Genomic DNA, 26,081 nt, shown 5'->3' on the forward strand with positions numbered 1-26,081 from the left:
ATTTTTTTCTTGACGTGCTTATAGTCGTATGCTATTATAAGAGGGCACTAGAAATTGGAGGTTTAGCTCAGTTGGGAGAGCATCTGCCTTACAAGCAGAGGGTCAGCGGTTCGAGCCCGTTAACCTCCACCATTTATGCCGGCTTAGCTCAATTGGTAGAGCAACTGACTTGTAATCAGTAGGTTGAGGGTTCAAGTCCTTTAGCCGGCACCATATACGGGGAGGTAGCGAAGTGGCTAAACGCGGCTGACTGTAACTCAGTTCCTTTCGGTTCGGTGGTTCGAATCCGCCCCTCCCCACCATTTCTGTTGGGATATAGCCAAGCGGTAAGGCAACAGACTTTGACTCTGTCATTGCGCTGGTTCGAATCCAGCTATCCCAGCCATTTGACCCGCTAGCTCAGTAGGTAGAGCATCTGACTTTTAATCAGAGGGTCAGGCGTTCGAGTCGCCTGCGGGTCACCATTCTTTTGCGGGTGTAGTTCAATGGTAGAACTTCAGCCTTCCAAGCTGACTACGTGGGTTCGATTCCCATCACCCGCTCCAATTGAATGAACACAAACTTTGATGAAATATGAGATATCAAGCAAAATTATACAATTCTGTTTGGTATCTTTTTTATTTATCAAAAAGTATGGATGTAAAAAGACTTAATTGAAAAACAGGTTAATCTATTAAATTTATAGTTTTCTAATAGATTATTTCATTTGTATAAAAAGTCATATTAATAAATGTTAAGGTATCCTTAATGATTTGAATTGTTTGATTGTTGTTATGTTTTTATGTAAAATGAAGTTTTATCTTATGTAATTCTGGAGATGATTGTTATATTTTGATAAAATGATATTAGAAAAGTCATTAAGATGTAAACCAATAGAACTGGAAGTAAAATGATAATTGAAAAGAAAGGTGGGATGGTCAATGTTAAAATTAAAAAAGATCATATGTTTTATAGTTTGTCTATTGGTTTTTATGGTGGTTCTTGTTTTTATAGACCAGCAAACGACTTATATGGTTGCGGTAAATCAAAATAACGTCGAAGTTTCCAATGAAAATATTGTCATAGAGATGAGTTCAGGAACTTCGGTAGGTTATTTTAAGAAGGCTGAGCTAGAAGAAATAGATGATGGTATTTATAGAATTGAAGCATATTTTTCGTTATTATCAGGGGAATCTTCAGGATATCAATACACAATTGACAACTCAGACAAGCATATTAAAGAGATAAGGCAATATCATTTAGATGAACCTGATGAGTATACTGTCATATATCAAAATAATAACTAAGGTGTGATCTATTTATTAATTTTTGTTCTCTTTTCAAAGAGAACATTTTTTATTGTGAAATGATAGGAATAAAAAAAGAAGTGATCGCTCACTTCTATACACCTGGCTTACCAAGTAATTTAAACATATTTTTCTTATAAACTTCAACACCTGGTTGATTGAATGGATTGACACCTAATAAGTATACTGATAAAGCACAAGCTTTTTCAAAGAAGTATACCATGTATCCAAATGAGTATGGAGTTAATTCATCAAGTGTAATTTGAATGTTAGGAACATTTCCAGTGTTGACATGGGCATCAATTGTTCCTTCACATGCTTTTTTATTAACATAATCAACAGTTTTTCCTGCAAGATAGTTTAAGTTATCTAAGTTATCAGGATCACTAGGAATTTCTAAATCAGAAATTGGATTTGCAATTTTTAAAATAGTTTCATATAAAACTTTGCTTCCTTCTTGAATAAATTGTCCAAGTGAATGTAAATCAGTTGAGAAAGTTGCACTTGTAGGTAAGATTCCTTTTCCTTCTTTTCCTTCTGATTCACCGAATAATTGTTTCCACCATTCAGCAGTTTGTGCTAACTGTAATTCATAAGTCACAAACATTTCAGCAGGATAACCTTGTTTTGATAACATTTGTCTTGCAACACCATATTGATAAGCACTGTTTTTGTCTAAGTCAGGATTGCTGTATTCTTCTCTTGCATCAGCAGCACCTTTCATCATAGCATCAATATCAATACCAGCCATAGCGATAGGGAATAAACCAACAGCAGTTAAAACAGAATAACGTCCACCAACATCATCAGGGACAACAAATGTTGTATATCCTTCGTTAGTAGCTAAAGTTTTTAATGCTCCTTTTTCTTTATCAGTAGTTGCAACAATTCTCTTTCTTGCAACTTCTTTACCTTTTGTTGATTCTAGTAATTCTTTAAAGATTCTAAATGCAATAGAAGTTTCAGTTGTTGTTCCAGATTTAGAAATAACATTAATTGCGAATTCTTTATCTTTTACATATTCTTTGACTTGAGATAAGTAGTTAGAAGAGAATGTATTTCCAATATAAATAATTTGCACAGAATGAGTAGGGTATAAACCATTTAAGGCTTCAATGGCAGCTCTTGCGCCTAAATAAGAACCACCAATACCACATACTAATAAAACATCAATTTCATCTTTTAACTCATTAACTTTTGCTTTAATAGCTTCAACTTCATCTTTATCATAGTTTACAGGTAAGTCAACCCATCCTAAGAAGTCACTTCCTTGTCCAGTTTTGTTATGGATCATCTCATGAATTTGAGCAACTTGTTCTTTGTATGAGTCCATACTTTCAGTTAATTTTGCTTTTGATAAATCAACTTTAATCATCATTCTTCCTCCTTGATTACGCCTAGAGTTATCCACTCAGGCAATTTTTCTTTTAATGGATAAAATCCTAAAGGTGTTTCTTGTATCTTTTCTCTCTGGTTTTTATAAGCTCTTTTGTATTTTCTTTTTGCCATATGAACAGCTTTTAAAGAAAGCTTGGCTTGATGTGTTGTATGATCAATATCAATCACTTTTACACGAATGACTTCGCCAACATGTACAAAATTTTCTACATTTCTAACGAATTTATCAGATATTTCAGAGATATGAATTAAACCAGAAGATTGATCGGGTAAAGATGCAAATGCACCATAAGGTTGAATTCCCGTAATGGTTACATCAATAATATCACCAGTTTTGACACGATGCTCCATTGACAGCCCTCCAATCATACTCATTATAGCATAAAGTCATATTTGTGGAAAGTGAAATCAAAGCATTGGACTTTTATTCTTAAAAAATTATGGTATAATAAGAAAGATTTATAGAGGAGGCTGAAATCATGGATCAAGAAGCAGAAATTAAAAAAGTGATACATAAATTAAGACCTTATTTACAAAGAGATGGTGGAGACATTGAATTTGTAAAATTTGAAGATGGAATTGTTTATGTACAAATGCATGGTGCCTGTGCTGGATGTATGATGTTGGATGCAACTTTAAAAGATGGTGTCGAACAGATTTTAATTGAAGAAGTTCCAGGAGTTTTAGAAGTTCAGGCTATTTAATAAAAATTGAGAAAAATTTGAGAAAAAAACGAAGAAAAATATATTATAATTATATTATGTGATAATATCACTTGATTTATAACAAATATTCTTATATACTTAGAAAGTCTTGTTTTGTAGAATAATGTCTACTTATTACGGTTAAAATAAGATTGGTGATAAGAATGAACAGAAAACAAGAACAATTAAAAATTGCATCAATTCTTTATGACTTAGGATTAGACATGGAATTAATTGAAGCTATGACATCTTTAAGTCATGAGGATTTAAAAAAATTATATCAATAATAAAAGCTCTTATTAAGAACCACGAGATGAGGATCTATGAAGTGGTGGCAACCCTTGTGTAAAGAAGGTGCCTTACCTAGCAAGTTAGACTTGAACAATTAGACTTGAACAATAAGAGGAAAGAAGGCTTTCCTCTTGAAAGCTTTTTTTATTGAAAAGTGGGAGGAAAAAAATGAAGAAAATTTTATTTACGTCTGAATCAGTTTCAGAAGGACATTCTGATAAAGTCTGTGATCAAATCAGTGATGCTATTTTAGATGCCTGTTTGGCTGAAGATCCATATTCACGTGTAGCATGTGAATGTTTTACAACAACAAATCTTTTGGTCATTGGTGGTGAAATTACAACACAGGCACAGGTTAATTATGAACAAATTGCCAGAAATGTATTATGTCAAATCGGATATACAAGTGATGAGATTGGGATTGATGGTCATCATTGTGAAATTAAAAATGTTATAGGTATACAGTCAAGCGATATTGCTTTAGGAACGAATAAAGAAGTTGGAGGAGCAGGCGATCAGGGGATTATGTTTGGCTATGCTTCCAATGAAACAGAAGGATATATGCCTTTACCAATTTCTATTGCGCATCACTTGGTACGTTATGCAACTGAAAAACGCCATAGTGGTGAATTCCAATGGGCTAGACCAGATATGAAATCACAAGTGACGGTTGATTATACAGATGCTTTGCATCCCCGTATTGATACAATTTTAATGTCTATTCAACATGATCCTGATTTTGATGAAAAAGCTTTTAAGGATTATATTCAAAATGTCATTATGCAAGATGTTGTGAAAAAATATGGCATGAATACAGATTATAAAGTTTTGATTAATCCAACAGGACGTTTTGTCATTGGAGGTCCTCATGGCGATACAGGACTAACAGGTCGTAAAATTATTGTTGATACTTATGGAGGTTCTGCAAGACATGGTGGAGGTGCTTTCTCTGGAAAAGATCCTTCTAAAGTTGATCGTAGTGGTGCTTATATGGCAAGATATATGGCTAAAAATATTGTGGCAGCCGGACTTTGTGAACGTATTGAAATTCAATTGTCTTATGCTATTGGGGTCAAAGAGCCAACAAGTGTCTTTGTCGAAACTTATGGAACTGAAAAAGTATCAAAAGATGTTATTTTACAGGCTATTGAAAATGAATTTGATTTGACACCACAAGGTATTATTGATACTTTACAATTGCTTAGACCTATTTATCAAAAAACAGCAGTCTATGGTCATTTTGGTAGGGGAGATATTGATCTTCCATGGGAAAAATTAGATCGAGTAGAAAGTTTAAAAAAATATTTATAAGCTCCTAACGGGGCTTTTTTAATTTTTGAGCGAAATGAGTGTTTTTTATATGACAGAAATGGTATAATAAGATTAACGAAGGAGGAATATTTATGAAAGTCAGTATAAGAGGAAAAAATATTGCACTAACTGAAGGGATTGAAACAAAAATCAATAAAAAGCTCAGCATGTTAGATAAGTATTTCATTGTCAGTGATCATGTTGAAGCAAAAGTTTTGATTCGTACTTATCCAGTTGGTCAAAAAATTGAAGTGACTATTCCAACAGAATATGTATTATTAAGAGCAGAAGTTGTTGATAATGATCTTTATAATGCTATTGATTTAGTTATCGACAAATTAGAAGGACAAATTAGAAAGTATAAAACGAGATTAAGTCGTAAATCTAAAGATAATAAACTCGCATTTAATGTTGCTTCTATTGAACCTTTAGAACATGAGGAAGAAGATGTTATTGTCAAAACAAAATCAATCAGTCCTAAACCAATGGATATGGAAGAAGCGATTATGCAAATGGAATTGATTGGACATTCATTCTTTGTTTATCGTGATGTAGAAACAAATGAAATCAGTGTTGTTTATAAAAGACATAATGGTGGTTACGGACTTATTGAAACTCATGAAGCACAATAAAAAAGCTCTATACAGAGCTTTCTAGAAGATACCCTTGATGGGTATCTTTTTCTTTCATCAATTTATCAATATCATTAAGAATTGTTACTTTTTTGATTGACCATAAAGGTGCGACTAAATCTTGTAATGGTGCATCTCCGGTCAGTCTTTCAATCACAACATGACTAGGGATATACTGCAATTGGTCAACAACTAATGAAATATAGTCTTCACGCGTTAACATAGGAAAAGGTTGTTTTTGATATAAACGATGTAAAGCGGTATTTTTCAGCATATAGAGATTGTGAATTTTAAGTCCTTGGATATCTAATTGACCAACCTGTTTTGCTGTTTCTAACATCATATCATATGTTTCATAGGGTAGACCATTAATGATATGAACACAAACATCTAAGTGACGTTTTCTTAAACGATCAAGTCCTTCTAAAAAAGTCTGATAGTCGTGTCCACGATGAATCAGTTTGGCCGTCTGATCATGGATAGTCTGTAAACCAAGCTCTATGTATAAATCACATTTTTGAGATAATTGATATAGATAATCACAAATTTCATCATCTAAACAGTCAGGACGTGTTGCAATCGCAATGCCAACAACATCTTTCATATCAACAAATGGTTCAAATCTTTCTTTGAGTTGAGCGACAGTACCATATGTATTGCTGTTGGCTTGAAAGTATGCAATAAACTGACAATCAGGCCATTTTTGACGCATTATCGAAGAAATGTCGTGAAATTGTTTTTGTAAAGAATCTTGGACATTTCCAGCAAAGTCGCCTGAGCCAGAATCTGAGCAGAAAATACAGCCTCCATATCCGCATGTTCCATCTCGGTTAGGGCAGGTAAAGCCTGCATTTAAAGATACTTTCGCAACTTTATGATGATATTTATTTTTTAAAAAGTAGTTATATGTATGATAGCGTTTGTTATCTAATGTATAAGGAAATTGATTCATAGCATCACCCGCTAAGATTATAACATAAAGGAGAATAGAATGTTAGAGTTAAAAAATATTTATAAACAATATGAAACAACCCCAATTCTCAATCATATTTCTATTTGTTTTCCAGACACAGGAATGATTGGAATTCAAGGAAAAAGTGGTTGTGGAAAAAGTACACTTTTGTATATTATGGGATTATTGGATGAAGATTATGAAGGAGATATTCTTTTTAATCATGAAAAAATTGAAGATAAAGAAAAGTTTATATGCGAACATATGTCTTTTATGATGCAAAATAAAGATTTTATTTCTTCTTTAACCATTAAAGAAAATATTATTTTGCCTTGTCATATCAGTCATCTTCATTATAGTTCGTCATTGCTTCAAAAAGTCGTGAAACGACTTGGTATACAAGATTTGTTGTCCCGCTATCCTTCGCAATTATCTGGTGGTCAAATGAAAAGAGCATCTCTTGCGAAGGCATTATTAAAGCAGTCCGATATTATTTTATGTGATGAACCGACTGGGGCTTTATATCATCATCAGGCTCAAGACGTTATGAAATATTTAAAAATGATTTCTCAAGATGCTTTGGTTATTATTGTTTCGCATGATCCACTGTTATTGCAGACATATTGCGATAGTGTATTGACATTAGAAGATGGTCAATTAAAAGGACATATGAAGCAATCTCAAAAGCCAAAAGAAATATCTTTAAAGAAACATCAGCATCATACTTTATGGTTTTATCCTATCAGACAAATAGTCTATCAAAGAAACAAACTCATGTTTCTTTTTTTATTTCAATGGATAGTGATTGTAGCGTTCTTTTTGATTGTAACAGCTATTTTTGGAGCGTTTGAAGCAACGTCTCAAAGTGAGCAACAAGCTGTTTTAAAAAATATCATCAATGTTGAAAACAAAGATGGGATGCCATTTGAAACAATGCTTTCTCATGTAGATATTGCTTATATAGATTATGGTTATCAATTAGAACAGTGTCAGCTTTGGCAGTCCCAACAGGAAATTGAAGATACTGCCTTATATTTTTTACCAGTGCAAAACACACATGTTCGTTTATTGAAAGGACGTTTTCCACAGGAAGCTCATGAAATTGTTGTCAGTCAGTCATTTGATCAAAAATATCATCAGCAGTCCATTGTTTTAACATATCAACAAAAAAGTATATCTTTAACAGTTGTGGGCGTTCTTCAAAAAGATTTTTTCAGTCAAAATGAAATTTATCTCAATCATACATTGAAACAAGAAATGCCAGAGTTGATGAATAATCGTGAATTGATTGTAGAAAGTCAATTCAATAAAAATGAAAGTTTATATCAAGCATTATCTAAAGACTATATTGTTTATTGTGAAATTCAAGAAAGAGTATCAAGTTATCAATCTTTATTGTCTTTAGCACAAATTGTAGCAATGATTTTCATTGGAATGAGTTTGTTGATATCACTGATATTAATTGGAATCGTAGAATCCATTATTTATTTTGAAAGAAAACATGATATTGCATATTTATTATCACTAGGTATTTCATCTTTCAGACTGTTTATATTATCTCTTTTTGAGGCGATGCAATTGGGGTTGATGATTGCTGGTGGAGGTTGTTTGCTGGCGATGGTTATATATGAATATATCAATCATGTTGTGAATATTTCGCAATATGTTTCTTTTTCATTGTTGTTAAAGCCTATCTTTTATTCACGTTATGATTTATATGTGATTATTTTTATGATTTATCTTGTGATGAGTGTTTTATCTGTTTTGCATCCTGTTAGAAAAATGATGAAAATGACGAAGATTGATGTTTTAAGGGAGGAATAATATGCTTGAAGTTCAACATATTTCAAAAAGATATCACTATCAAAAAGTTTTGGATGACATATGTATGTGTTTTCCAACTTCAGGCATTGTTGCGATTGTGGGTCCTAGCGGTTGTGGAAAAACAACCTTATTACATATTCTAGGAGGCATTGATACTGATTTTCAAGGTGATATTTTATGGAAAAACAAGAGTGTTAAGCATCATTTGACACGTTATCGACGACATCATGTCAGTTTTATCTTTCAACAGTTTCATCTGATTATGTGGCTATCTGTAAAACAAAATATAAGTTTACCACGTTTTTTTCATAAACAGGAAAAAGCATCATTATCACTGGCTTTAGAAACATTAAAAAATCAGTCTTTGCATTCACTTTCACTTGGACAAAGACAACGTCTGGCATATTTAAGAAGTCACTATCACCGTAGTGATATTCTTTTATGTGATGAACCTACCGGATCACTTGATCCCCAATATGCACAAGCCGTTATGGAATTATTAAAAGAAGAATCTCAACATCGTTTAGTTATTTTGGTATCTCATGATGAAAAGCTGGTAAGCCAATATAGTGATGAAGTTTATAAAATGCAGGACGGACAGATTATTGAGCATATATGCTTTCATGAAACGGAAAAAATTGAACGTTTTCCAACTGTGCAAAAGAAGTATTTCTTATGCCATATGCGCCTTGCGTTTGCATCATTATGTTCACATAAGGCACGTTCATTTCAATTGATGATAGGTTTACTATTATCATTATTAAGCATTGTTTTAGCATTAACACTCACTCGTCATCTTGAAGGGCAGTTTCATCAATATATTTACTCACTTGTTCCTGCATCAGGAATCAGTTTTCAATCACGTTATCAGCAATCTTTGTCTTTAGATTTATTAGATCAGATAAAAAATCAACCTGGAATTATGAAAAGTGAGATGTTTTTAGATGATTATGAATGTTTAGGAATTGGTTTTCAATCTGAAAGATATGAACAATCTCAGACTTTATTTATTGGAGATGATACTTCTCCTTATACATATCTGTCATTAAAATACGGAAATTATCCACAGGCACATCATGAAATTTTATTATCTCTTTCAACGGCTAGACATCTTTGTGGACAGCAGGATGTCGCTTCTTTGATTGGGCAGAATGTTTATGCCTGGTATCAACATGATTGGGAAGTGAAAGGTATTTGTTATAAAATTGTTGGTATTACGAATCAAACCACCGCTCTAGATACACTCTATCAGATGGATCATGCTTACATTTATTTATTGAAAGATATTTATCAATATGAGCTTGAACAGGTGTCATCACATTTAGGAATTGTTTATGTACATCCTGACTATCATAGAGATCATGTTATGAAACAGTTGAAAAAACAATTTCCAGATTATGAATTTTTAGCGATAGGAGAATCGACAACTCAAAATGTATCACAAGTTTTAAATCAAGCGAATATCATCTTGCTGTTTTTTTCTCTTTTGGCTATTTTATCTTCTTTATTTTTGATTGGTGAAGTTATGTTTTTAAATGTGATACAAAAGAAAAAAGATTTAGCTATCATGAAATGTTTTGGAGCCAGTTCTTTAGATATTATTAAAATTGTGCTTTATGAATCTTTCCAAATTCTTATATTAACACAGTCTATATGCATGATTTTGTATTATCAATTGATTCATATGATGAATATCTTTTTACAGAATATGTTTGAAAGTGAATTGTTTTCTATACAGGTAGATATAAATATTATTGCTTTTGTTTTTATTGTTAGTGACTTACTTGTTTTGATAAGTCAGTTACCACCATTGTTGTATATTTTAAAAATGAACACTGTTCAGGCATTAAAAGAGTAAAGAAAAACTTGTTTTTATATAAAAAGTTAGTTATAATAGTAGCGTTAATACGATGAAGAGGACAAGTAGATAAAGAATTTGTATCAGAGAGGAAAACGGTGGCTGAAAGTTTTCTTACAATGCATTTATTGAATTCACCTTGGAGTGCGACTAATCATCGCCGCGAAGCAGCGTTATTGCAGTAAAGGTGCATAACATTTGTTATGAATTAGGATGGTACCGCGATACAATCGTTCCTATGTGGAACGATTTTTTTATTTGAAGGAGGATATTATGGACGAATTATTAAAGATTAAAGAAGAAGCTTTATTGAAGATTCATGATTGTTCATCATTAAAAGAGTTAAATGATTTAAGGGTTTTCTATCTAGGGAAAAAAGGCCCAATGCAATCTGCAATGAAGTCAATGAAAGATATGTCTAAAGAACAACGTGCGTCTTTTGGACAAGTATCAAATAAAGTTAAACAAGAGATAACACAAGCTATTGAAGAAAAGAGAAAAGTATTAGAAGAAGCTGAAATGCTTAAGAAAATTCAAAATGAAAAAATTGATATTAGTTTACCTGGTAGTCAATTGCCACTTGGAACAATTCATCCTTTAACAATGATTAGAGAAGAATTAGAAGATTTATTTATTGGAATGGGATATAGTATCGCAGAAGGTCCTGAAGTTGAAAGCGATCATTTTAATTTTGAGCTTATGAATTTACCAAAGGATCACCCTGCAAGAGATATGCAAGATACTTTCTATATTGATGAAAATACTTTATTAAGAACACATACATCACCAGTTCAGGCACATGTTATGTTAGCGGCTAATGGAAGAGGACCAATCAAAGTTATTTGTCCAGGAAAAACATATCGCCGTGATGACGATGATGCAACACATTCGCATCAGTTCAGTCAATGTGAAGGATTGGTTATTGATAAAAATATTACTATGGCTGATTTAAAAGGAACATTGGAATTATTTGCGAAAAAGATGTTTGGTGAAAAACGTGAAATTCGTTTAAGACCTTCATATTTCCCATTTACAGAACCAAGTGTTGAAGTTGATATTTCATGCTATAACTGTAATGGAAAAGGATGTTCAATGTGTAAAAATACAGGTTGGATTGAAATTTTAGGTGCTGGTATGGTGAATCCTAAAGTTTTAGAAATGTGTGGATTTGATAGCCAGGTTTATCAGGGATTTGCATTTGGTATTGGATTAGAACGTGTGGCTATGTTGAAATATGGTATTGATAATATTAGAGATTTTTATAGTGGTGATTTAAGATTCTTAAATCAATTTGTAAGAAAGGATTAGACATATGGAAGCAAGTTTAAAATTATTAAATCAATATGTAAAAGTTGATGATTTTTCAGCTCAGGAAATTGCTGATCAATTGACATCTATAGGTCATGAAGTTGAAGGAATGCATGTCTTTGCAAGAGGTGATAAACTTGTTGTTGGATATGTAAAAGAAAAGGTTCCTCATCCTGATAGTGACCATTTAAATATTTGTCAAGTAGAAGTAGGAAATGGAGTCACTCAACAGATTGTTTGTGGAGCTCCTAATGTTGCTGCTGGGCAAAAAGTGATTGTGGCTTTACCAGGATGTGATTTAGGTGATGGTTTTAAAATTAAAGAAGCCAAAATACGTGGTATAGAATCAAACGGTATGATTTGTTCCATTGCTGAACTTGGAATTGATCAAAGATTATTACGTGAACAAGATAAAGCAGGAATTCATGTTTTAGATGCTGATGCTCCAGTTGGTGAAGAGGCTTTAAAATATATGGGGTATGATGATACTGTTTTAGATATTGGTTTAACACCAAATCGTGCTGATTGTATGGCAATGATTGCTTTGGCTTATGAAGTCGGAGCATTGTTAAAAAGAGATGTTCATGTTCCAGAAATGAAAACTTTAAATGAATTAGAAAGCGATATTGAAATTGATGTACAAACAGATTTATGTCCATGTTTTGGGGCTAAATTAGTCAAAGGGGTGATAACAAAGGAGTCACCTGAATGGTTAAGAACATTTTTAATGGCAAGTGGTATTAAGCCAATTAATAATATTGTAGATATTTCTAACTTTGTGATGTTAGAAACAGGACAACCTATTCATATGTATGATTATGATAAGTTAAAAGAAAAACGTTTTGTTATTAAGACTGGATTCCATCAAAAAGCAACATTATTAGATGGTAAAGAATATGAAATCTTACCTGAAGATATTATTGTTTCTACTGATCAGGGAATTGGATGTGTTGCTGGTGTCATGGGTGGTGATGACACAAAGATTGATGAAAATACAGTGAATATTGTCATTGAAGCTGCAACATTCCATGGAGCTACTTTAAGAAATACAGCACGTCGTTTAAATTTATTAACAGATGCTTCTCAACACTATATCAAAGGAGCTATTGATACAGCAAATACACCTCGTGTTCTAAATCGTTGTGCTGCTTTACTTGAAGAATTGGCTGATGCTAAAGAAATTTATCAAACAGTCATGACTGATTATGAAATGGCAGAAAAAGTGATTACATTGACAACATCACGCGTCAATGGATTACTAGGAACAACAATTTCAACTGAAGATATTGAAGATATATTAACAAGATTACATTTTACATATACATTAGATAATGAAACATTTACTGTTCATGTTCCATCATATCGTAATGATATGTCAATGGATGCGGATGTCATTGAAGAAATTGCAAGAATGTATGGTTATGATCATATTCCATCTACATTACCATTAATGGAAATGACAAAAGGGGCTTTAACACCTGTTCAAAGTCATACAAAAGCAATAAGACATTTATTAACAGATTTAGGATTACATGAAGTTATAACATATACGTTGACTTCACCATCTATGGTGGATGATTTTAATCTTTTCCATAAAGATGATCATATTGCTTTAATGTTGCCAATCGGTGAAGAAAGAAGTGTAACAAGAAAATCATTAATTCCATCTTTATTACAGGCAATCAATTATAATACAGCTCATTCTCAAAAAGATGTTATGATTTATGAAATTTCTAATACTTATTCTCAAGGTCATGAAATTCAAAATTTAGCTATTGCATGCACAGGTATGTATCATGATGTGACATGGCAACAAATTCAACAAAAAGCTGATTTCTATTTAGTTAAGGGATTTGTGGAAACAATTTTAAAGAAATTAGGAATTAAAGAATCACGTTATACATTAAAACGTGTTGAAGAAGATAATCAAAATTTCCATCCTGGAAGAAGTGGATATTTAATGATGGGTAATGACATTGTTGGTGTTATTGGTGAAATTCATCCTCGCCTTGCGAAAAAATACGATGTCAAAGATGTTTATGTTGCAGAATTAAATCTATCTGTTTTATTAAATTTAAAGAAACCAGCAATTAAATTTACAGATATTCCACAATATCCTTCAGTAACAAGAGATATTGCTTTGGTTATGGATCAAGATATTCCTGTTAATGATGTTGTACGCTCTATTTGTAAAGCAGGTCAACGTTTCATTGTTGATACAAAGATTTTTGATATTTATGAAGGGGAACGTATTGAAAGTGGTAAAAAGTCTGTTGCTATTGCGTTAACATTCCAGGATGCTTCAAAAACATTGGATGATGCAACAATTAATGCAACTATGGAACAAATTTTAAATGTTGTTTCTAAAGAATATGGAGCACATTTAAGAGTTTAAATGCAATGCTTTGAGTTCTCTTTATGCGGTTTATACTGTTATTTGAAGAACGGATTGAAAACGAACTGATGAAGGCTTACTTTAGAAGTTAAAAGTTTTCAAACTATCATGATTGATTATAAATGGAGATGATTTTGTTCATCTCCTTTTTTATTTATTATATAATGATATGATTTTATGAATGTGTATAAAATAAAAAGTCATAATACATAGATGCTCATCATCTTAGCATTATAACTTCTTTTATTTATCCCATATCAATAAAATTCTTTGTTTTGATTCTTTTATAAACTTGAAATGCTGTAGAGGAAATTAAAATAGCTAAAGCTAGTGAAAGACTGGTTCCTAAAGTGGATAAAAAGCTTTTCATAAAAAGATCATTCATCCCTTGTACAGCATACAGCATTGTATAGTAAATACCACTACCAGGAACTAATGGAAAGCAACCGATAACAATAAAAATGGTAGCAGGGGCTTTGAAAAACCTAGCAAAACATTCAGCAAGCAATGATACGCAAAGCATTGCAATAAAACTTTGTAGGAAAATATTGTTGAGTGAAGCAGTTGCTAAATAAATAAACCATCCTAGCGCACCAATAAGAGATCCTGTTAAAGAAAATCGAATATTTTTCTGTATTCTAAATATAAAAGTAAAACCAAAGCAGCCTATAAAAGCTGATAAACACTGTATAAACCCTTCCATTTTAAACTCCTTGTAAAACCATCATCATAATCCCTACACCAATAGCAATGCTGGCAGCTATTAAAATAGCTTCAATCATACGAGATAATCCAGAAACAAAGTCACCGCCAATAATATCCCTTAGACTATTTGTAATAGCAATACCAGGAACAAGAATCATTAAAGTTCCTGTAATCACTGCCTGTTGATTAGTAATGAAATTTATTTTTTGTGCAATAATAGCAATACTGGCTAAAACCATACTTGCTAGAATTGTACGAACAATTCCATTAACATCAAGCTTTTCTAAAAGATATATAAAGTAGTATAAAATAAACCCAATAAAAGCAGAAACAATCATTTCATTGATATGTCCACCAAAAAATGCACAGAACATGGCTGCGGATACAATATAACCAATAAGTATGAGACGATAATTCAATCTTTCGGATTCAATTATCTCAATTTGATTTTTGATTTCATCTAGAGATAATTCTTGATTACTGATTTGTCTGACTAAGCAATTGAGTTCATATAAATGATCCAGATGAGTATGATTACTACGTGATCGCCTGGATGATTGATAGGGTGTTCCATCATGCAAAGTTAATGATAAAGTAAAATATGATGGGATTGCGAAAACTTCAATATCAGTAAAGCCAAATCCTTCACACATTCTTTTTAAAGATTCTTCTACACGGTATATTTCTGCACCATGTTTTAATAACAATTGTCCAATTTTATTGATTTGTTGTAAAATGTCTAAATCGTTCATTTTTTCACCCCACAGATAATTGTTATATCATAAATCTCGTGATTGAATCAATGGAATATGTGAAAATTCTTCTTGAATAAGTGCTTGTGGGTGAGAAGATAAAAGTGAAAGTAAACGTGTTGCTTTCAGTTCTATTTCTAAAGCAGGGTGATGATATTTTGGCAGGTTGGTAATTAAAGAATAAGGACATGTTTTTTTAATAGTAGATAAATATTGTCTTCCCTTTTGATTCATAGCTAAGACTCTTAAATAATCGACATGCATGGCATTATGAATATCATTTTTTGTGTTCTTCATTAAAATATGAATAAGCATACGCGAAATACGTGGACGTGTATAACGTTTAGAGGATAACTGATTGATGAATTCTTCCATTGATGAACAAGATTGGATATGTTTATATAATAAATTTTCTAAACCTTCATCGACCATATGATAGCTTTTTAGTTCCTGTAAACTGGATGTACAAATTTGATATTGTAAATATGGAAAAAAATCTTCAAGTTGAAAAAGATCACAATGATGATAAAGATCGGCATGAGGCAAGGAATGAGAAAAATCTTGCTTATTTCTTATAGCATTTCTGATAGCTGATGCACTGGCAATGGTTTGAAGATTTAATCCATGATAAGCATTTGTTCTTGGAAAACAATGAGGAGTTATAGGATATTGATGGAAAATAATTTCTTTGACATAACTGAGTCCTAATAAATCATTGGGTGTTTTAATTTCTTTATTCATAATGTATTGAAGTGCCTGATTGCAGGCATCAGCATAGCGTAATCCTTTTTTCATAGCTTTTTGAACATATTCATTATAGACATCTTGATGTTGAAAAATGGCTTGAGCGATATCAACAAAAGTTGAAATACGACCATCTTCACTACCAAAACATATATCAGTGACCCCTATAGCTGCTAATAAATCTATAGCTCCTTTTGCAAAATAGTCAGCACTTTGGCAAGTATAAACAAAAGGTAATTCAATCACTAAATCTACACCAAATTCGATTGCTAACTGACTGCGTTTCCATTTATCAATAATAGCTGGTTCACCTCTTTGTACAAATGATGACGACATAATCGCAATTGTATAATCAAATTGTGCCAGAGACTTTGCTTTTTGGATATGATAAATGTGTCCATTATGAAAAGGATTATATTCAACAATTAATCCTAATATTCTCATGGCTTTCACCTCCAAGGGATAGTTTAACATAGTTTAGGAAATAAACATAGTTTTACTTGAAAAGAGTGGAAATATTCAATGAAATATTTAAATTTAGATTGACATATTTCTTACTTTTATATATAATGGGCTATGCGATGTAAAGGGTGATTTTTTTGAAATGGAATTTACAATGGATTATTAAACAAAAAGATGGTTGTTTTCATTTCGATGAAAAATTAAGTTTTCCATCAGAAATGTTCCATAATTTATCCCAAATTAATGGTTTAAAGGATGTTCATGTTCAAGGACAGGGACGTTTAGACACAAAAAATCATCAATTATACGTTGATTTCCAAATAGATGGAGAAATGATTTTACCATGTGCCATATCATTGGAAGATGTGGATTATCCTTTCCATATTGAATCAAATGTTATTTTTGCTTTTTATAAACCACAAGATGATGAAGAGGTTATAGAAGTTAAGAAAAACATTGTTGATTTAACACCTGTCATTTTCCAGGAGATTATGCTGGAAGTTCCAATGAGAGTTGTTAAGGAAGGTGTTTCTTTAAAGACTCAAGGTCATGGCTGGAAAGTATTAAGTGAAGAGGATGAAAAACATGATGAGGATTATATTGATCCTCGTTTAGCGAAGCTTAAAGATTATTTTAAGGATAAGGAATAAGGAGGTGTACCTATGGCAGTACCACAAAGAAGAGTTTCAAAAACAAGAAGAAACAAAAGAAGAACACATGACAAGTTAACAGTACCAAGTGTCGTTGTTTGCCCAGAATGTGGAGAATATAAATTATCTCATAGAGTATGCAAACATTGCGGAACTTACAACGGACAAAAAGTGTTATAAAAACTGCCCCTTATTTCAAGGGCTTTTTTTATGAATAAATGAAAATAAGAGAATAGCGATTTAGCTGTTCTCTTATTTTTTGAAAATTATTTTCGTTGATGAATAAAATTTTGCGGTAACAGTTCATAAAAAATAGCTGAATGCATTTCTCCTTGAGGCTCTTTCCAATAATTATATTGAATATCATATTTTTGAAAACCTATTTTTTCATAAACATGTTGCGCACGAAGATTATTCAAATCTGTACTTAAAACTATTTTGGGTACACCTTTTTGAAAGAGTTCATGAATGAATAATGTGAGTATGGTATGACCTAAACCTTGATTTTGCATATTTATTTCACATATTTTAATACCAATTTCAACTGCGTCATGACAAGGAAAAAAGCACATCTCCCCAATGGGGCAATCTTTATATTCGATAATAAGACGATGCTTATGATTTTTGATTTCTTCTTGGAGCTGGTGCTTAACTTTTTGAACGGTCGTATTGATACCTTCTGGAAATCCAGCATGAGCCATTATTTTTCCGTCATTCCACCATTTTGTAAGAATTGTTGCATCATTTTCTTTTGCATCACGAATGAGTATATTTTTATAAAGAATTTTCATTATTATCTTTTTCTTCTACGATTTTTTCTTGTCGCTTGAAATCCTTCTTCTCTTTCTCTATAATTTAAAAAACTTCCTAGATCATAAACATCATAATCTTTCTTTAATAGTTTTTTACAGGCTTTTTCACTGAGTGCCTTGTTAATGGCATATAAATAATATTTCATGTTTTTATTAGGATATGATTCTTCAAATCTATCTAATAAACGAAAAGGAAAACATTCTGCATCAGCAATATGTAATTCATCATAGTCTTTTAATTCATCTAAACATATAATTGTGATTTTATCAGGATTTTTTTCATATTGACGAAATCCTTCATTAATATCTATTTTCTTAATTTCTACTTTTTTTCCAAAACCAAACATTTTATTTCCTCCAATACTTATCTATAATATCACTATTTCTTTATTTTTTCTATTGCTTTTCTATATTTTATATGTTATTATTACAAAGCAAAATCAATTGGCCTGTTGGAGAAACGGTTAACTCACATGCCTTTCACGCATGCATTCACGGGTTCGAATCCCGTACAGGTCACCATATAGGGGCGTGGTTCAATGGTAGAGCATCGGTCTCCAAAACCGTGGACGCGGGTTCGATTCCTGCCGCCCCTGCCATCAGTAAGTTAGAGCGATTGATCGCTCTTTTTTCTTATTCAAATATATTATTTACGACAAAAGTCATCTCATTGAGATAAATAGTAATTGGGTGGCTTTTTATTCAATGAAATCTATATATGATTAATGTAAAAAATATTTGATAATTTTGTTATTATTTATAGAGATTTCATCTTTTTAATTGACTTGCAATATCATTTCTCAAATAGAAGTATTTACTCTAACAGGAAATAAACGAGAAATTAAAAAGTATGGTATAATATTTTTATAAAATATAGAAATAGTTATTTTCATGAAATAATCAATGTATCATAAACATGAGTTTTATAAACAATAAATTGAAAATAGAAGAGGAAAGTGATGCTTTATGAGTCTGATTTTAGAAAAAATAGCACAAGATTATAAATTGAATGATAATGATTTATATTTAGCTCAATATATTATTGATCATAGTGATGAAGTGATTCATCTGTCTACGCATCAACTTGCTAAAAATACATACACCAGTGCAACAGCTGTTGTAAGATTCGTAAAAAAACTTGGTTTTGTAAGTTATAATGATTTTAAAATTCATATTCATTCTTTTTTAAATCAATATTATTTGAAAGATATGGAAATTTTATCTCATGAAAGCTTATTTTCAATTAAGGAGAAGTTGTCTGAAATTGAAGTGGGTATTATGAATCAGACAAAGCATATGCTTTCAGTAGATACTTTAAAAGAAGTTATGTTCCATATTTCGCAGAATCAATATATTGATATTATTGCTAATGATACAAATGCCTGCATTGGTGAATATGCTAGTCATTTATTGTTGAGTACAGGAAAAATAACAACGGTTTACCAAAACAGGGATAAACAGTTATGGCTGAGTTTGAATGTGGATTCTCATCATACAGTCATTATGATAAGTAAAAATGGCAAAAATGAACATCTTTTAAATATTGCTGATATTTTGATCGAAAGAAAAATTCCTTTTATTATCATTACAAGTCATAAAGAAAATCCTCTTTCAAAAAAGCAGGCTATTTTGTTACATGGTATGGTTCATGATGAATTTGAAAGCTTAAAGGATATGGTCTTTTATATTTCTTTAAAGTATATTTTTGATCTGATATACAGTATTATCATTTCAGACAATTTACAACAAGCTAAAGAAGTGGATCAGCTTTATGGGTCGCTATTTGATAAGAAGGTGTAATCAAACAGATTATAAGCAGCTCTGACTGCTTTTTTTTGTTACAATGTAACATTTTTAAAAGGATTTGATTATCAATTTTGTAGCAATATTCCATAATCATTTCTGTGTATTGTATAATTATAAAAACAATGTATGATAAATATGTCAACAGTTTTATGAAAAGGAGAAATTATACATGGTTTTAAGAAAGAATTTTTATGGGGTGGGACCTTAGATGCATATCAGTTTAAATATGTTATTGTGGAAACGTCAAAAGGGTTAAGTATTGCTGATGTAATGATGGTTAAAGCATAGAGTGTATCCTGAGAAACTATTATTTAGATTATGTAGAAATTGAGTTTTATTATCGCTGTAAAGAAGCTATTAAGTCAAATGGAGAAGTATTATGAGAAGAAAAGATCGAGAAATAACAGATTTTAATGAAATCATGAATATTATCAATAAGTGTGATGTGTGTCGTTTGGCATTATTTGATGAAGATTATCCTTATATCGTCCCATTGAATTTTGGTGTAGATAAAGAAGATGATCAATTGTATTTGTATTTTCATTGTGCTAATCAAGGAAAAAAATTAGACTTGATTAAACAAAACAATAAGGCTACTTTTGAAATGGATTGTGAACATAATATTATTCTTTATGATGAAAGAATGTCATGTACAATGGGATATGCAAGTGTAATTGGTCATGGAGAAATTGAATTCGTAGAAGATGAGGATAAATTTGAAGCATTAAAAATATTAATGAAACATTATCATAATGAAGAATTTCAATTTAATACAAATCTTATGAAAGCGACAACAGTTTTTAGATTGAAAGTTTTAGATATGGTAGGAAAAAGAAGAAATAATATCCATCCTGAAGAAAAGACAAAAAGACATATCTCGTTAGAATAAAAGTCTTGATATATGAAATCAAAAATAAAAATATCCTCATATTTTTTGGGTCTCTTAACAAAGTTGTAAATCATTATTTATAAATAAAATGACTTTGATAAAAAAACAATCACTCATATAAAGGTGATTGTTTTCTATTTAGTATTTCTTTTTTAATGTCTTTTTTAATATCTTTAAACCAAAGATATCTTTTTTCTCATTTTTTTCTTTATTTTGATAGACTTCACTGTAATATGCAAAGTTATCTCTAGGATTATCTAAATGATATTTTTTTGCCCAATCTTTAAAATGATTATTAATATAATTATTTAAAGCAACAGGATCATGTTTTTCATGATAAAGTTCAATAAGGTGAAGTGGATCATAGACTGTAATGTTATTTTTTAGAATATAATCAAACATATCAACGACAAGTTTATTATTTAAAATAGAATATGAATATGTATCATTTAATGTCACAATATCTAAATCAATAAAATACTGAAAGAAAACTCCGCCTATTCCATATGCGCCAACACCTGCATGACCTACTGACATAGAACTATACATGGAAATGTTTATTTGTTGTATTTGAGATAAAGGGACAATCACTTCATTATATTTTATATGATCATCATTAAGATAGAGAGTATCATAACCTTTCCATTGATCAAGAGTTTGATTATCAAATGACACTTTCACTCTTCTTCTTTTAATATAATCATTTATTTTTTTGTCTATGTCTTCTAACTTCTTTTTAGAGTTAGAAATAAATTCTTTTTTTGATTCTAGTGCTTCTCTTATAGAGAGTTTGTTGTTGAAAATAAGTTTAATATCATCTATGGATACTTCCATAGAACGTAATAATAAAATTGTTTTTAAAATATTAATATCTTTTTGCATGTAATTTCTATAATTATTTTCATTTCTTTTTGGATGAATAAGACCTTCTTTTTCATAATAGATTAATGATTGTTTTGTGATACCTAACATTTCTTCGACTTCATGTGTTGTCATAGTTTTTTCCTTCCTTTCCAATTTTACTTTACACTATATGCTAGCAATACTGTCAAGATTTTTTTCTATAAAAATTAATACTCTTTTCATTTGTGTGACAATGAACAAGATATTTAAAAATGTGTTATGATATTTTTATAAATGAAATGGAAGTGATTCTTATGAGTTCTAAAGGATTTGGCTATTGTGGATTAGCTTGTGATTATTGTCAGGATAATCCAAATTGTGTTGGCTGCAAAAAGGGAGGCTGTCCTGAAAAGGAAGCTTGTAAAAACTATCAATGCTGTACATCTAAAAATTATAAGTATTGTTTTGAATGTCCAGATTTTCCGTGTGAAGATAGTATTTTACATAAACTAAGGATAAGAACATTTTGTCAATATATTCAAAGATATGGAGAAGAAGATTTAAAAAAGCATTTGGAAGAAAATTGTAAAAAGGGAATTGTATATCATTATCAAAATAAGCATATAGGAGATTATGATCAATTTGACACAGAAAATGAAATAATAGAATTTATAAAAAATGGTAGAAAATAGCTAACATAATAAAAAAATGGGTATATAAAAACCACGTATTCATAAAATGGAACCTTAAAAATAGTATAACAATAAGAGATATTCCATACTTTTAAACGTGGTTATCATTTGAAAATGACTATTACTTTTATGGTCTGTATTGAAATTCAGTAATCCATAAGAATTATTTTATGCTGTCATTGAGATTTAATTTCTTGAATATTTGTATAAAATCATATGCCAAATATTTTTGGGTTCATTCATTTGATTTTTTAGTTATTGGATATATATGGGTTTATTATTATCTATATTTTCATGAAATAGAATTTTTAAAGCAGTGCAAGTGTTTGGAAGTAGATGATAATTGTAAATAAACTCATTGATGTTATAACAAAGTATCCAAAATAACTTTTATGTTTTATAATTCCTTCAATCATTTTAATCAAACCAAAGATAAGAGTAAATGGTGCCCAAATAACACCAAAAGATATAAATCCTTCTAAATATGGGAATAGACTAACTATAACAATGAAGAACAATGGTAGAATCACGATAAAAAAGAGAATAAATTTATATGTCATAAAAGCTTCCTGATCAGTGATTTTATCTTTCATTAAATCAATAATTAATTCATTAGATTCATTCAATAAATCTTTTTTCTCACAATATTCTCCCAACAATAATTCTTGTATTTCTATATCTAAGCATTGGCATAAAGGAATAATCAATGAGCTATCTGGTAAATTGATGCCCGTTTCCCTTAGTTAAAGATATTGTTGGGTATCTCAAGATGTGTCATTCGATTTTGCCGATAAAGCGGTAGAAGATTTCCACTTCCTGTTCCCGGCTTCCGTCCTCACTTTTGACCGCTTCATGGACAAGGATTTTTTCAATCAGCGTATTCAAAAGTTCGGCGGTCAGTTCTGTTGGATTGACATACTGTTTCATCAGACCTATCCACTTTTCAGCGTCAACCGCTGTCTGGGCGGCGGCCTCCATCGCTTCGTGAAGCCGTTCAATTTTTGCGTCCAATTCTCGCTGTTCGCCCTGATACTTTTCGGACAGCATATTGAAATTGTATTCTGTAATGCGTCCGGCAGACCAGTCCTCATACATTTTTGCAAACAGAGTGTCTACTTCTGCTTTGCGCTTTTCCGCCTTTTTCAATTCGGCTGTCTGCCGCTTCCTTGCGGTATTGCGTTCCTTGTCGCTGGCGTTAAGTAGCCGTTTCAGAAGTTTGTCCCCATCCTGCTGTGCCAGCACAGACCAGTATTGCAGACGGGAAAGGACATAGGCGTAAAGCACATCATAGCGGATATAGTGCATGGAACACTGGTGCAATCCTTGCCCGTACTTGCTACAATGGTAGTGTGCATAGGGATTTTTGTTCTGGCTGTTCACACCGTAGGCCAGCGACCAGCCGCAGTCCGCACATTTTACCAGCCCGGAAAATATCTGCGTTGTGCCATTCTTCTGCCGTCTGCGCCTGTTGCAAATCTGCTCCTGTACTTGACGGAACACATCTTCGGAAATAATCGCTTCGTGGGTGTTCTCCACACGATACCATTCCTCTTTTGGCTTGCGTACTTTCTTCTTGTTTTTGAATGAAATGTTGGTCTGCTTATTGTGGACGCTGTGTCCGATATAGGTTTCCTCTTTCAGAATACTTTTTACCTGCGCTATCGTCCACGCATAGGCTTTTTCCTCCGGCGCTCCGGCATAGATATTTGCGAAAGTGCCGTATCTCTGGAAATTTAGCCAGCCGGGAGTAGGCACTTTTTCTTCGACCAAAATCCGTGTAATGCTGGCGGCTCCCCGGCCATGAACGGCAAGGTCAAAAATCTTTTCGATAATCCACCTTGTTTCCGGGTCAATCAGAAGATGGCCTTTCTTATCTGGGTCTTTGACATAGCCAAGCGGAGCATAGGCTCCATAGTGTGCGCCATTTGCGAACCGTGTCCGCATGGCCGCCTTTACCTTTTTGCTGGTCTGGCGGGCGTGCATTTCATTCAGAATGTTGAGGAATGGGGCAAGCTCATTCTCTCCGTTGATGGTGTCCACATTGTCATTGACAGCGATATAGCGGACGCCTTTGCTGGGAAAGTAGATTTCCGTGTACTGGCCGGTCAGAATGTAGTTTCTGCCTAAGCGGGATAAATCCTTCGTAACAACGCAGTTGATTTTCCCGTCCTCAATGTCATCAATCATTCTCTGAAAATCCGGCCTGTCAAAGTTCGTTCCAGACCATCCATCGTCGATATATTCATCTATGACATTCAGGCCATGCTCGGCGGCATATTGCCGGAGCATCATGCGTTGTGTCTGAATACTCCCGCTTTCTCCTTGCAGTTCATCGTCCCGGCTCAATCTCATATAAAGCGCCGTGTTGTAAATCGTAGTATTGTAAGGTTGTTTCACCGTAAAAATCCTCCTTCTAAAGAAACAACCCACGCTTACAATACTTTTGCTCTATGGCAATTATATCATAAGCGTGGGCGCGTTATCAATGATGGGCTATCAGGTTGAAGCGGCTTTTTCTGCGGTATGCCGCACCACATCTACAATCAGATCACCGAGGGGCTTCCCGCCTGCGGCGAAGTGTTCGGAGATTTTTATACGGTTGTTCCCACATACAAAATACTGCGTGCCGTTCTCTGTTCGTATGACCTGCCCTGTCCGGGGTGTAAAAATATTGCTTTCGCTTTTTGCCATCCAGTGTCCTCCATATTCAGTTTTCAAGGTACAATGCCGCACAAAGGCGGCGAAAATTTCTGCTTATACTATCACCTTTCCTTTACCGTGTGCCGCTGCTGCCGTTTCAGTTCCGCCAGTATATCCGGCGGGATACGGTCAACCAGCCGCTGTAAATTGTCCAGTTCGCTTTTCAGCTTTGCCCGTTCCATCGTATCTTTCATCTTTCCTTTTTCGCTGGCCTTTGCCCTTGCTTCCAACTTCTCATTCTCCGCCAACAGGTCATTGATTGTGACCTTGTACTTTTTCAACTGCCCGGAGAAGTTCTCCATCTGCGGGAACCACTTTTTCAGCATGGAGAGGGCTTCCTCTTTTTTCTTTCCGGCGTTCAGCGGGTTAATGCCGTCCAGTGTGGCTTCAATGGCTCTTGCCTGCCGGGAGAGGGAAACCGCCTGTTTGAAAAGCCGGGTGGGGATATGCTTCCGGCCTGTCTTGCTGGCGCTTTCCCCACGCTCCAAGTCGGGATATTTCTCCACCATGTAGGCGTGAAAATCATCCTGCCACTTCGTCAGGTTTGCCCGGTTGCCGATAATCTCCTTAGCGCACAGGCGGTTGTCCTTTGTCAGCGGAACAAAGGTCAAATGCAGGTGGGGCGTTTTCTCGTCCATGTGTACCACCGCCGACACGATATTTTCCCGCCCTACCCGGTGGGTGAGGAAATCCGCCGCCCTCTGGAAAAACGCCTGTATCTCCTTTGGGGATTTCCCCTTGAAAAACTCCGGGCTGGCGGTTATCAGCGTATCGACAAACCGTGTGCTGTCCTTGCGGGTTCGGCACCCGGCCTGCTCAATCCGGCTCTGAATGAAGTGGTAATAGCGTCCCTCCGGCTTGACGATATGGAAGTTGTATTTGCTCCGGCTGGTGTCAATATCAGGGTTGCTGGCGTATTGGTCTTTCTGCCGTTCGTGATGGGCTTCCAGCGGCCTTGCCGGGTTGCCCTTGTGCTTCTCAAAACGCAAAATTGCGTGCTGTGCCATTCTGCTCCTTTCCCCATTCCTTTCCTATCCGGGGTTTTCCACAGGGAAAATCCCGCAGAA

General features: G+C 33.1%; 27 protein-coding genes, 8 tRNA genes, 1 riboswitch and 1 other annotated feature. Of the genes, 22 read left to right on the forward strand and 13 right to left on the reverse strand.

The features are described from left to right. Nucleotides 1-56 precede the first annotated feature (56 nt). The 7 genes from B5E48_RS03360 to B5E48_RS03390 all read left to right on the forward strand — a co-directional run bounded on the left by B5E48_RS03360 (nucleotide 57) and on the right by B5E48_RS03390 (nucleotide 1,286). Nucleotides 57-132 (forward strand) — tRNA-Val (locus B5E48_RS03360). Between the two features lie 5 nt (nucleotides 133-137). Then, nucleotides 138-213: transfer RNA gene (locus B5E48_RS03365), tRNA-Thr, on the forward strand. Nucleotides 214-218: 5 nt separating this feature from the next. Further along, nucleotides 219-302: transfer RNA gene (locus B5E48_RS03370), tRNA-Tyr, on the forward strand. A gap of 7 nt (nucleotides 303-309) precedes the next feature. Next, nucleotides 310-385: transfer RNA gene (locus B5E48_RS03375), tRNA-Gln, on the forward strand. Between the two features lie 3 nt (nucleotides 386-388). Beyond that, nucleotides 389-464, forward strand: a tRNA-Lys gene (locus B5E48_RS03380). 7 nt (nucleotides 465-471) lie between these two features. Next, a tRNA-Gly gene (locus B5E48_RS03385) sits at nucleotides 472-545 on the forward strand. Nucleotides 546-920: 375 nt separating this feature from the next. Further along, nucleotides 921-1,286, forward strand: a complete 366-nt coding sequence (locus tag B5E48_RS03390; RefSeq protein WP_087304094.1) for a hypothetical protein — start codon at nucleotides 921-923, stop codon at nucleotides 1,284-1,286. 94 nt (nucleotides 1,287-1,380) lie between these two features. Here the strand turns inward: B5E48_RS03390 and B5E48_RS03395 are convergent, their stop codons facing one another. Beyond that, the gene (locus tag B5E48_RS03395) at nucleotides 1,381-2,661 is read right to left on the reverse strand and encodes a glucose-6-phosphate isomerase (RefSeq protein ID WP_087304095.1); all 1,281 of its coding nucleotides are present in this window, start codon (nucleotides 2,659-2,661) and stop codon (nucleotides 1,381-1,383) included. Further along, nucleotides 2,661-3,035 (reverse strand): CvfD/Ygs/GSP13 family RNA-binding post-transcriptional regulator, encoded by a 375-nt coding sequence (locus B5E48_RS03400; protein WP_087243084.1) that lies wholly within the window; start codon nucleotides 3,033-3,035, stop codon nucleotides 2,661-2,663. The genes B5E48_RS03395 and B5E48_RS03400 overlap by 1 nt, the downstream gene beginning before the upstream one ends. A gap of 128 nt (nucleotides 3,036-3,163) precedes the next feature. Between B5E48_RS03400 and B5E48_RS03405 the strand changes: the two genes are divergently transcribed. The 4 genes from B5E48_RS03405 to hpf all read left to right on the forward strand — a co-directional run bounded on the left by B5E48_RS03405 (nucleotide 3,164) and on the right by hpf (nucleotide 5,622). Further along, nucleotides 3,164-3,388, forward strand: coding sequence for a NifU family protein (locus B5E48_RS03405; protein WP_087243082.1), 225 nt, complete (start codon nucleotides 3,164-3,166; stop codon nucleotides 3,386-3,388). 164 nt (nucleotides 3,389-3,552) lie between these two features. After that, on the forward strand, nucleotides 3,553-3,675 hold the full coding sequence (locus tag B5E48_RS13830) for a flagellar transcriptional regulator FlhC (protein WP_224759512.1): 123 nt from the start codon (nucleotides 3,553-3,555) through the stop codon (nucleotides 3,673-3,675). Between the two features lie 6 nt (nucleotides 3,676-3,681). Continuing rightward, nucleotides 3,682-3,793, forward strand: a riboswitch (SAM riboswitch). 54 nt (nucleotides 3,794-3,847) lie between these two features. Beyond that, nucleotides 3,848-4,990 carry a methionine adenosyltransferase gene (gene metK, locus B5E48_RS03410; protein ID WP_087304096.1) on the forward strand — a complete coding sequence of 381 codons (1,143 nt, stop codon included), beginning with the start codon at nucleotides 3,848-3,850 and terminating at the stop codon, nucleotides 4,988-4,990. A 92-nt stretch (nucleotides 4,991-5,082) separates the two neighbouring features. Then, on the forward strand, nucleotides 5,083-5,622 hold the full coding sequence (hpf, locus tag B5E48_RS03415; protein WP_087304097.1) for a ribosome hibernation-promoting factor, HPF/YfiA family: 540 nt from the start codon (nucleotides 5,083-5,085) through the stop codon (nucleotides 5,620-5,622). A gap of 7 nt (nucleotides 5,623-5,629) precedes the next feature. Here hpf and mnmL read toward each other — a convergent pair whose 3' ends face one another. After that, the gene (gene mnmL / locus B5E48_RS03420; protein ID WP_087243076.1) at nucleotides 5,630-6,574 is read right to left on the reverse strand and encodes a tRNA modification radical SAM protein MnmL/YtqA; all 945 of its coding nucleotides are present in this window, start codon (nucleotides 6,572-6,574) and stop codon (nucleotides 5,630-5,632) included. A gap of 39 nt (nucleotides 6,575-6,613) precedes the next feature. Between mnmL and B5E48_RS03425 the strand changes: the two genes are divergently transcribed. The 4 genes from B5E48_RS03425 to pheT all read left to right on the forward strand — a co-directional run bounded on the left by B5E48_RS03425 (nucleotide 6,614) and on the right by pheT (nucleotide 13,959). Continuing rightward, nucleotides 6,614-8,398 (forward strand): ABC transporter ATP-binding protein/permease, encoded by a 1,785-nt coding sequence (locus B5E48_RS03425; RefSeq protein ID WP_087304098.1) that lies wholly within the window; start codon nucleotides 6,614-6,616, stop codon nucleotides 8,396-8,398. A gap of 1 nt (nucleotide 8,399) precedes the next feature. After that, on the forward strand, nucleotides 8,400-10,256 hold the full coding sequence (locus tag B5E48_RS03430) for an ABC transporter ATP-binding protein/permease (RefSeq protein WP_087304099.1): 1,857 nt from the start codon (nucleotides 8,400-8,402) through the stop codon (nucleotides 10,254-10,256). 43 nt (nucleotides 10,257-10,299) lie between these two features. After that, nucleotides 10,300-10,497, forward strand: a binding site (T-box leader). 32 nt (nucleotides 10,498-10,529) lie between these two features. Beyond that, entirely contained in the window at nucleotides 10,530-11,564 is a 1,035-nt protein-coding gene (gene pheS, locus B5E48_RS03435; protein ID WP_087304100.1) for a phenylalanine--tRNA ligase subunit alpha, read from the forward strand. 4 nt (nucleotides 11,565-11,568) lie between these two features. Further along, nucleotides 11,569-13,959, forward strand: a complete 2,391-nt coding sequence (pheT, locus tag B5E48_RS03440) for a phenylalanine--tRNA ligase subunit beta (protein ID WP_087304101.1) — start codon at nucleotides 11,569-11,571, stop codon at nucleotides 13,957-13,959. A 247-nt stretch (nucleotides 13,960-14,206) separates the two neighbouring features. On the opposite strand, the gene B5E48_RS03445 is transcribed toward pheT, so the two are convergent. Genes B5E48_RS03445 through B5E48_RS03455 form a run of 3 tightly spaced genes read right to left on the reverse strand, consistent with a single transcriptional unit; the run spans nucleotide 14,207 to nucleotide 16,604 of the window. Continuing rightward, nucleotides 14,207-14,662, reverse strand: a complete 456-nt coding sequence (locus B5E48_RS03445; RefSeq protein ID WP_087297078.1) for a threonine/serine exporter family protein — start codon at nucleotides 14,660-14,662, stop codon at nucleotides 14,207-14,209. Nucleotide 14,663: 1 nt separating this feature from the next. Further along, nucleotides 14,664-15,416 carry a threonine/serine exporter family protein gene (locus B5E48_RS03450; protein WP_087304102.1) on the reverse strand — a complete coding sequence of 251 codons (753 nt, stop codon included), beginning with the start codon at nucleotides 15,414-15,416 and terminating at the stop codon, nucleotides 14,664-14,666. 27 nt (nucleotides 15,417-15,443) lie between these two features. Then, on the reverse strand, nucleotides 15,444-16,604 hold the full coding sequence (locus B5E48_RS03455; RefSeq protein ID WP_087304103.1) for a nucleotidyltransferase: 1,161 nt from the start codon (nucleotides 16,602-16,604) through the stop codon (nucleotides 15,444-15,446). A gap of 146 nt (nucleotides 16,605-16,750) precedes the next feature. Between B5E48_RS03455 and B5E48_RS03460 the strand changes: the two genes are divergently transcribed. Both B5E48_RS03460 and rpmF read left to right on the forward strand, forming a co-directional pair. Next, nucleotides 16,751-17,272, forward strand: a complete 522-nt coding sequence (locus tag B5E48_RS03460) for a YceD family protein (RefSeq protein ID WP_241146910.1) — start codon at nucleotides 16,751-16,753, stop codon at nucleotides 17,270-17,272. Nucleotides 17,273-17,284: 12 nt separating this feature from the next. Beyond that, nucleotides 17,285-17,452: a 50S ribosomal protein L32 gene (gene rpmF, locus B5E48_RS03465; RefSeq protein ID WP_087243058.1), complete on the forward strand. Its 168-nt coding sequence runs from the start codon at nucleotides 17,285-17,287 to the stop codon at nucleotides 17,450-17,452. Between the two features lie 86 nt (nucleotides 17,453-17,538). On the opposite strand, the gene B5E48_RS03470 is transcribed toward rpmF, so the two are convergent. Both B5E48_RS03470 and B5E48_RS03475 read right to left on the reverse strand, forming a co-directional pair. Further along, nucleotides 17,539-18,063: a GNAT family N-acetyltransferase gene (locus tag B5E48_RS03470; RefSeq protein WP_087304105.1), complete on the reverse strand. Its 525-nt coding sequence runs from the start codon at nucleotides 18,061-18,063 to the stop codon at nucleotides 17,539-17,541. 2 nt (nucleotides 18,064-18,065) lie between these two features. Further along, on the reverse strand, nucleotides 18,066-18,431 hold the full coding sequence (locus B5E48_RS03475) for a hypothetical protein (RefSeq protein ID WP_087243054.1): 366 nt from the start codon (nucleotides 18,429-18,431) through the stop codon (nucleotides 18,066-18,068). 99 nt (nucleotides 18,432-18,530) lie between these two features. On the opposite strand from B5E48_RS03475, the gene B5E48_RS03480 reads away from it, so the two are divergent. The 4 genes from B5E48_RS03480 (at nucleotide 18,531) to B5E48_RS03495 (ending at nucleotide 20,779) form a co-directional block, all read left to right on the forward strand. Beyond that, nucleotides 18,531-18,606 (forward strand) — tRNA-Glu (locus B5E48_RS03480). A 3-nt stretch (nucleotides 18,607-18,609) separates the two neighbouring features. Next, nucleotides 18,610-18,683 (forward strand) — tRNA-Trp (locus B5E48_RS03485). Nucleotides 18,684-19,050: 367 nt separating this feature from the next. After that, on the forward strand, nucleotides 19,051-19,884 hold the full coding sequence (locus tag B5E48_RS03490; RefSeq protein ID WP_087304106.1) for a MurR/RpiR family transcriptional regulator: 834 nt from the start codon (nucleotides 19,051-19,053) through the stop codon (nucleotides 19,882-19,884). A gap of 385 nt (nucleotides 19,885-20,269) precedes the next feature. Next, nucleotides 20,270-20,779, forward strand: coding sequence for a pyridoxamine 5'-phosphate oxidase family protein (locus tag B5E48_RS03495; protein WP_087297083.1), 510 nt, complete (start codon nucleotides 20,270-20,272; stop codon nucleotides 20,777-20,779). A 138-nt stretch (nucleotides 20,780-20,917) separates the two neighbouring features. On the opposite strand, the gene B5E48_RS03500 is transcribed toward B5E48_RS03495, so the two are convergent. Beyond that, a complete protein-coding gene (locus B5E48_RS03500) occupies nucleotides 20,918-21,775 on the reverse strand; it encodes a MerR family transcriptional regulator (RefSeq protein ID WP_087304107.1) in 858 nt (285 codons plus the stop codon). Between the two features lie 161 nt (nucleotides 21,776-21,936). Here B5E48_RS03500 and B5E48_RS03505 point away from each other — a divergent pair, with 161 nt between their 5' ends. Next, nucleotides 21,937-22,314, forward strand: coding sequence for a DUF3795 domain-containing protein (locus B5E48_RS03505; protein WP_087304127.1), 378 nt, complete (start codon nucleotides 21,937-21,939; stop codon nucleotides 22,312-22,314). 308 nt (nucleotides 22,315-22,622) lie between these two features. Here B5E48_RS03505 and B5E48_RS03510 read toward each other — a convergent pair whose 3' ends face one another. The 4 genes from B5E48_RS03510 to mobV all read right to left on the reverse strand — a co-directional run bounded on the left by B5E48_RS03510 (nucleotide 22,623) and on the right by mobV (nucleotide 26,021). Next, nucleotides 22,623-23,021, reverse strand: a complete 399-nt coding sequence (locus tag B5E48_RS03510; protein WP_087304108.1) for a hypothetical protein — start codon at nucleotides 23,019-23,021, stop codon at nucleotides 22,623-22,625. 67 nt (nucleotides 23,022-23,088) lie between these two features. Beyond that, complete coding sequence (locus tag B5E48_RS03515) at nucleotides 23,089-24,711, reverse strand: recombinase family protein (RefSeq protein WP_087304109.1); 1,623 nt, start codon at nucleotides 24,709-24,711, stop codon at nucleotides 23,089-23,091. A gap of 99 nt (nucleotides 24,712-24,810) precedes the next feature. Then, on the reverse strand, nucleotides 24,811-25,005 hold the full coding sequence (locus B5E48_RS03520) for a hypothetical protein (protein ID WP_087304110.1): 195 nt from the start codon (nucleotides 25,003-25,005) through the stop codon (nucleotides 24,811-24,813). Between the two features lie 71 nt (nucleotides 25,006-25,076). Further along, nucleotides 25,077-26,021 carry a MobV family relaxase gene (mobV, locus tag B5E48_RS03525; RefSeq protein WP_087304111.1) on the reverse strand — a complete coding sequence of 315 codons (945 nt, stop codon included), beginning with the start codon at nucleotides 26,019-26,021 and terminating at the stop codon, nucleotides 25,077-25,079. Between the last annotated feature and the right edge of the window lie 60 nt (nucleotides 26,022-26,081).

Origin of the sequence: Massilimicrobiota sp. An105 (assembly GCF_002161155.1) — a bacterium.
Taxonomy (GTDB): Bacteria; Bacillota_I; Bacilli_A; order Erysipelotrichales; family Coprobacillaceae; genus Allocoprobacillus; species Allocoprobacillus merdigallinarum.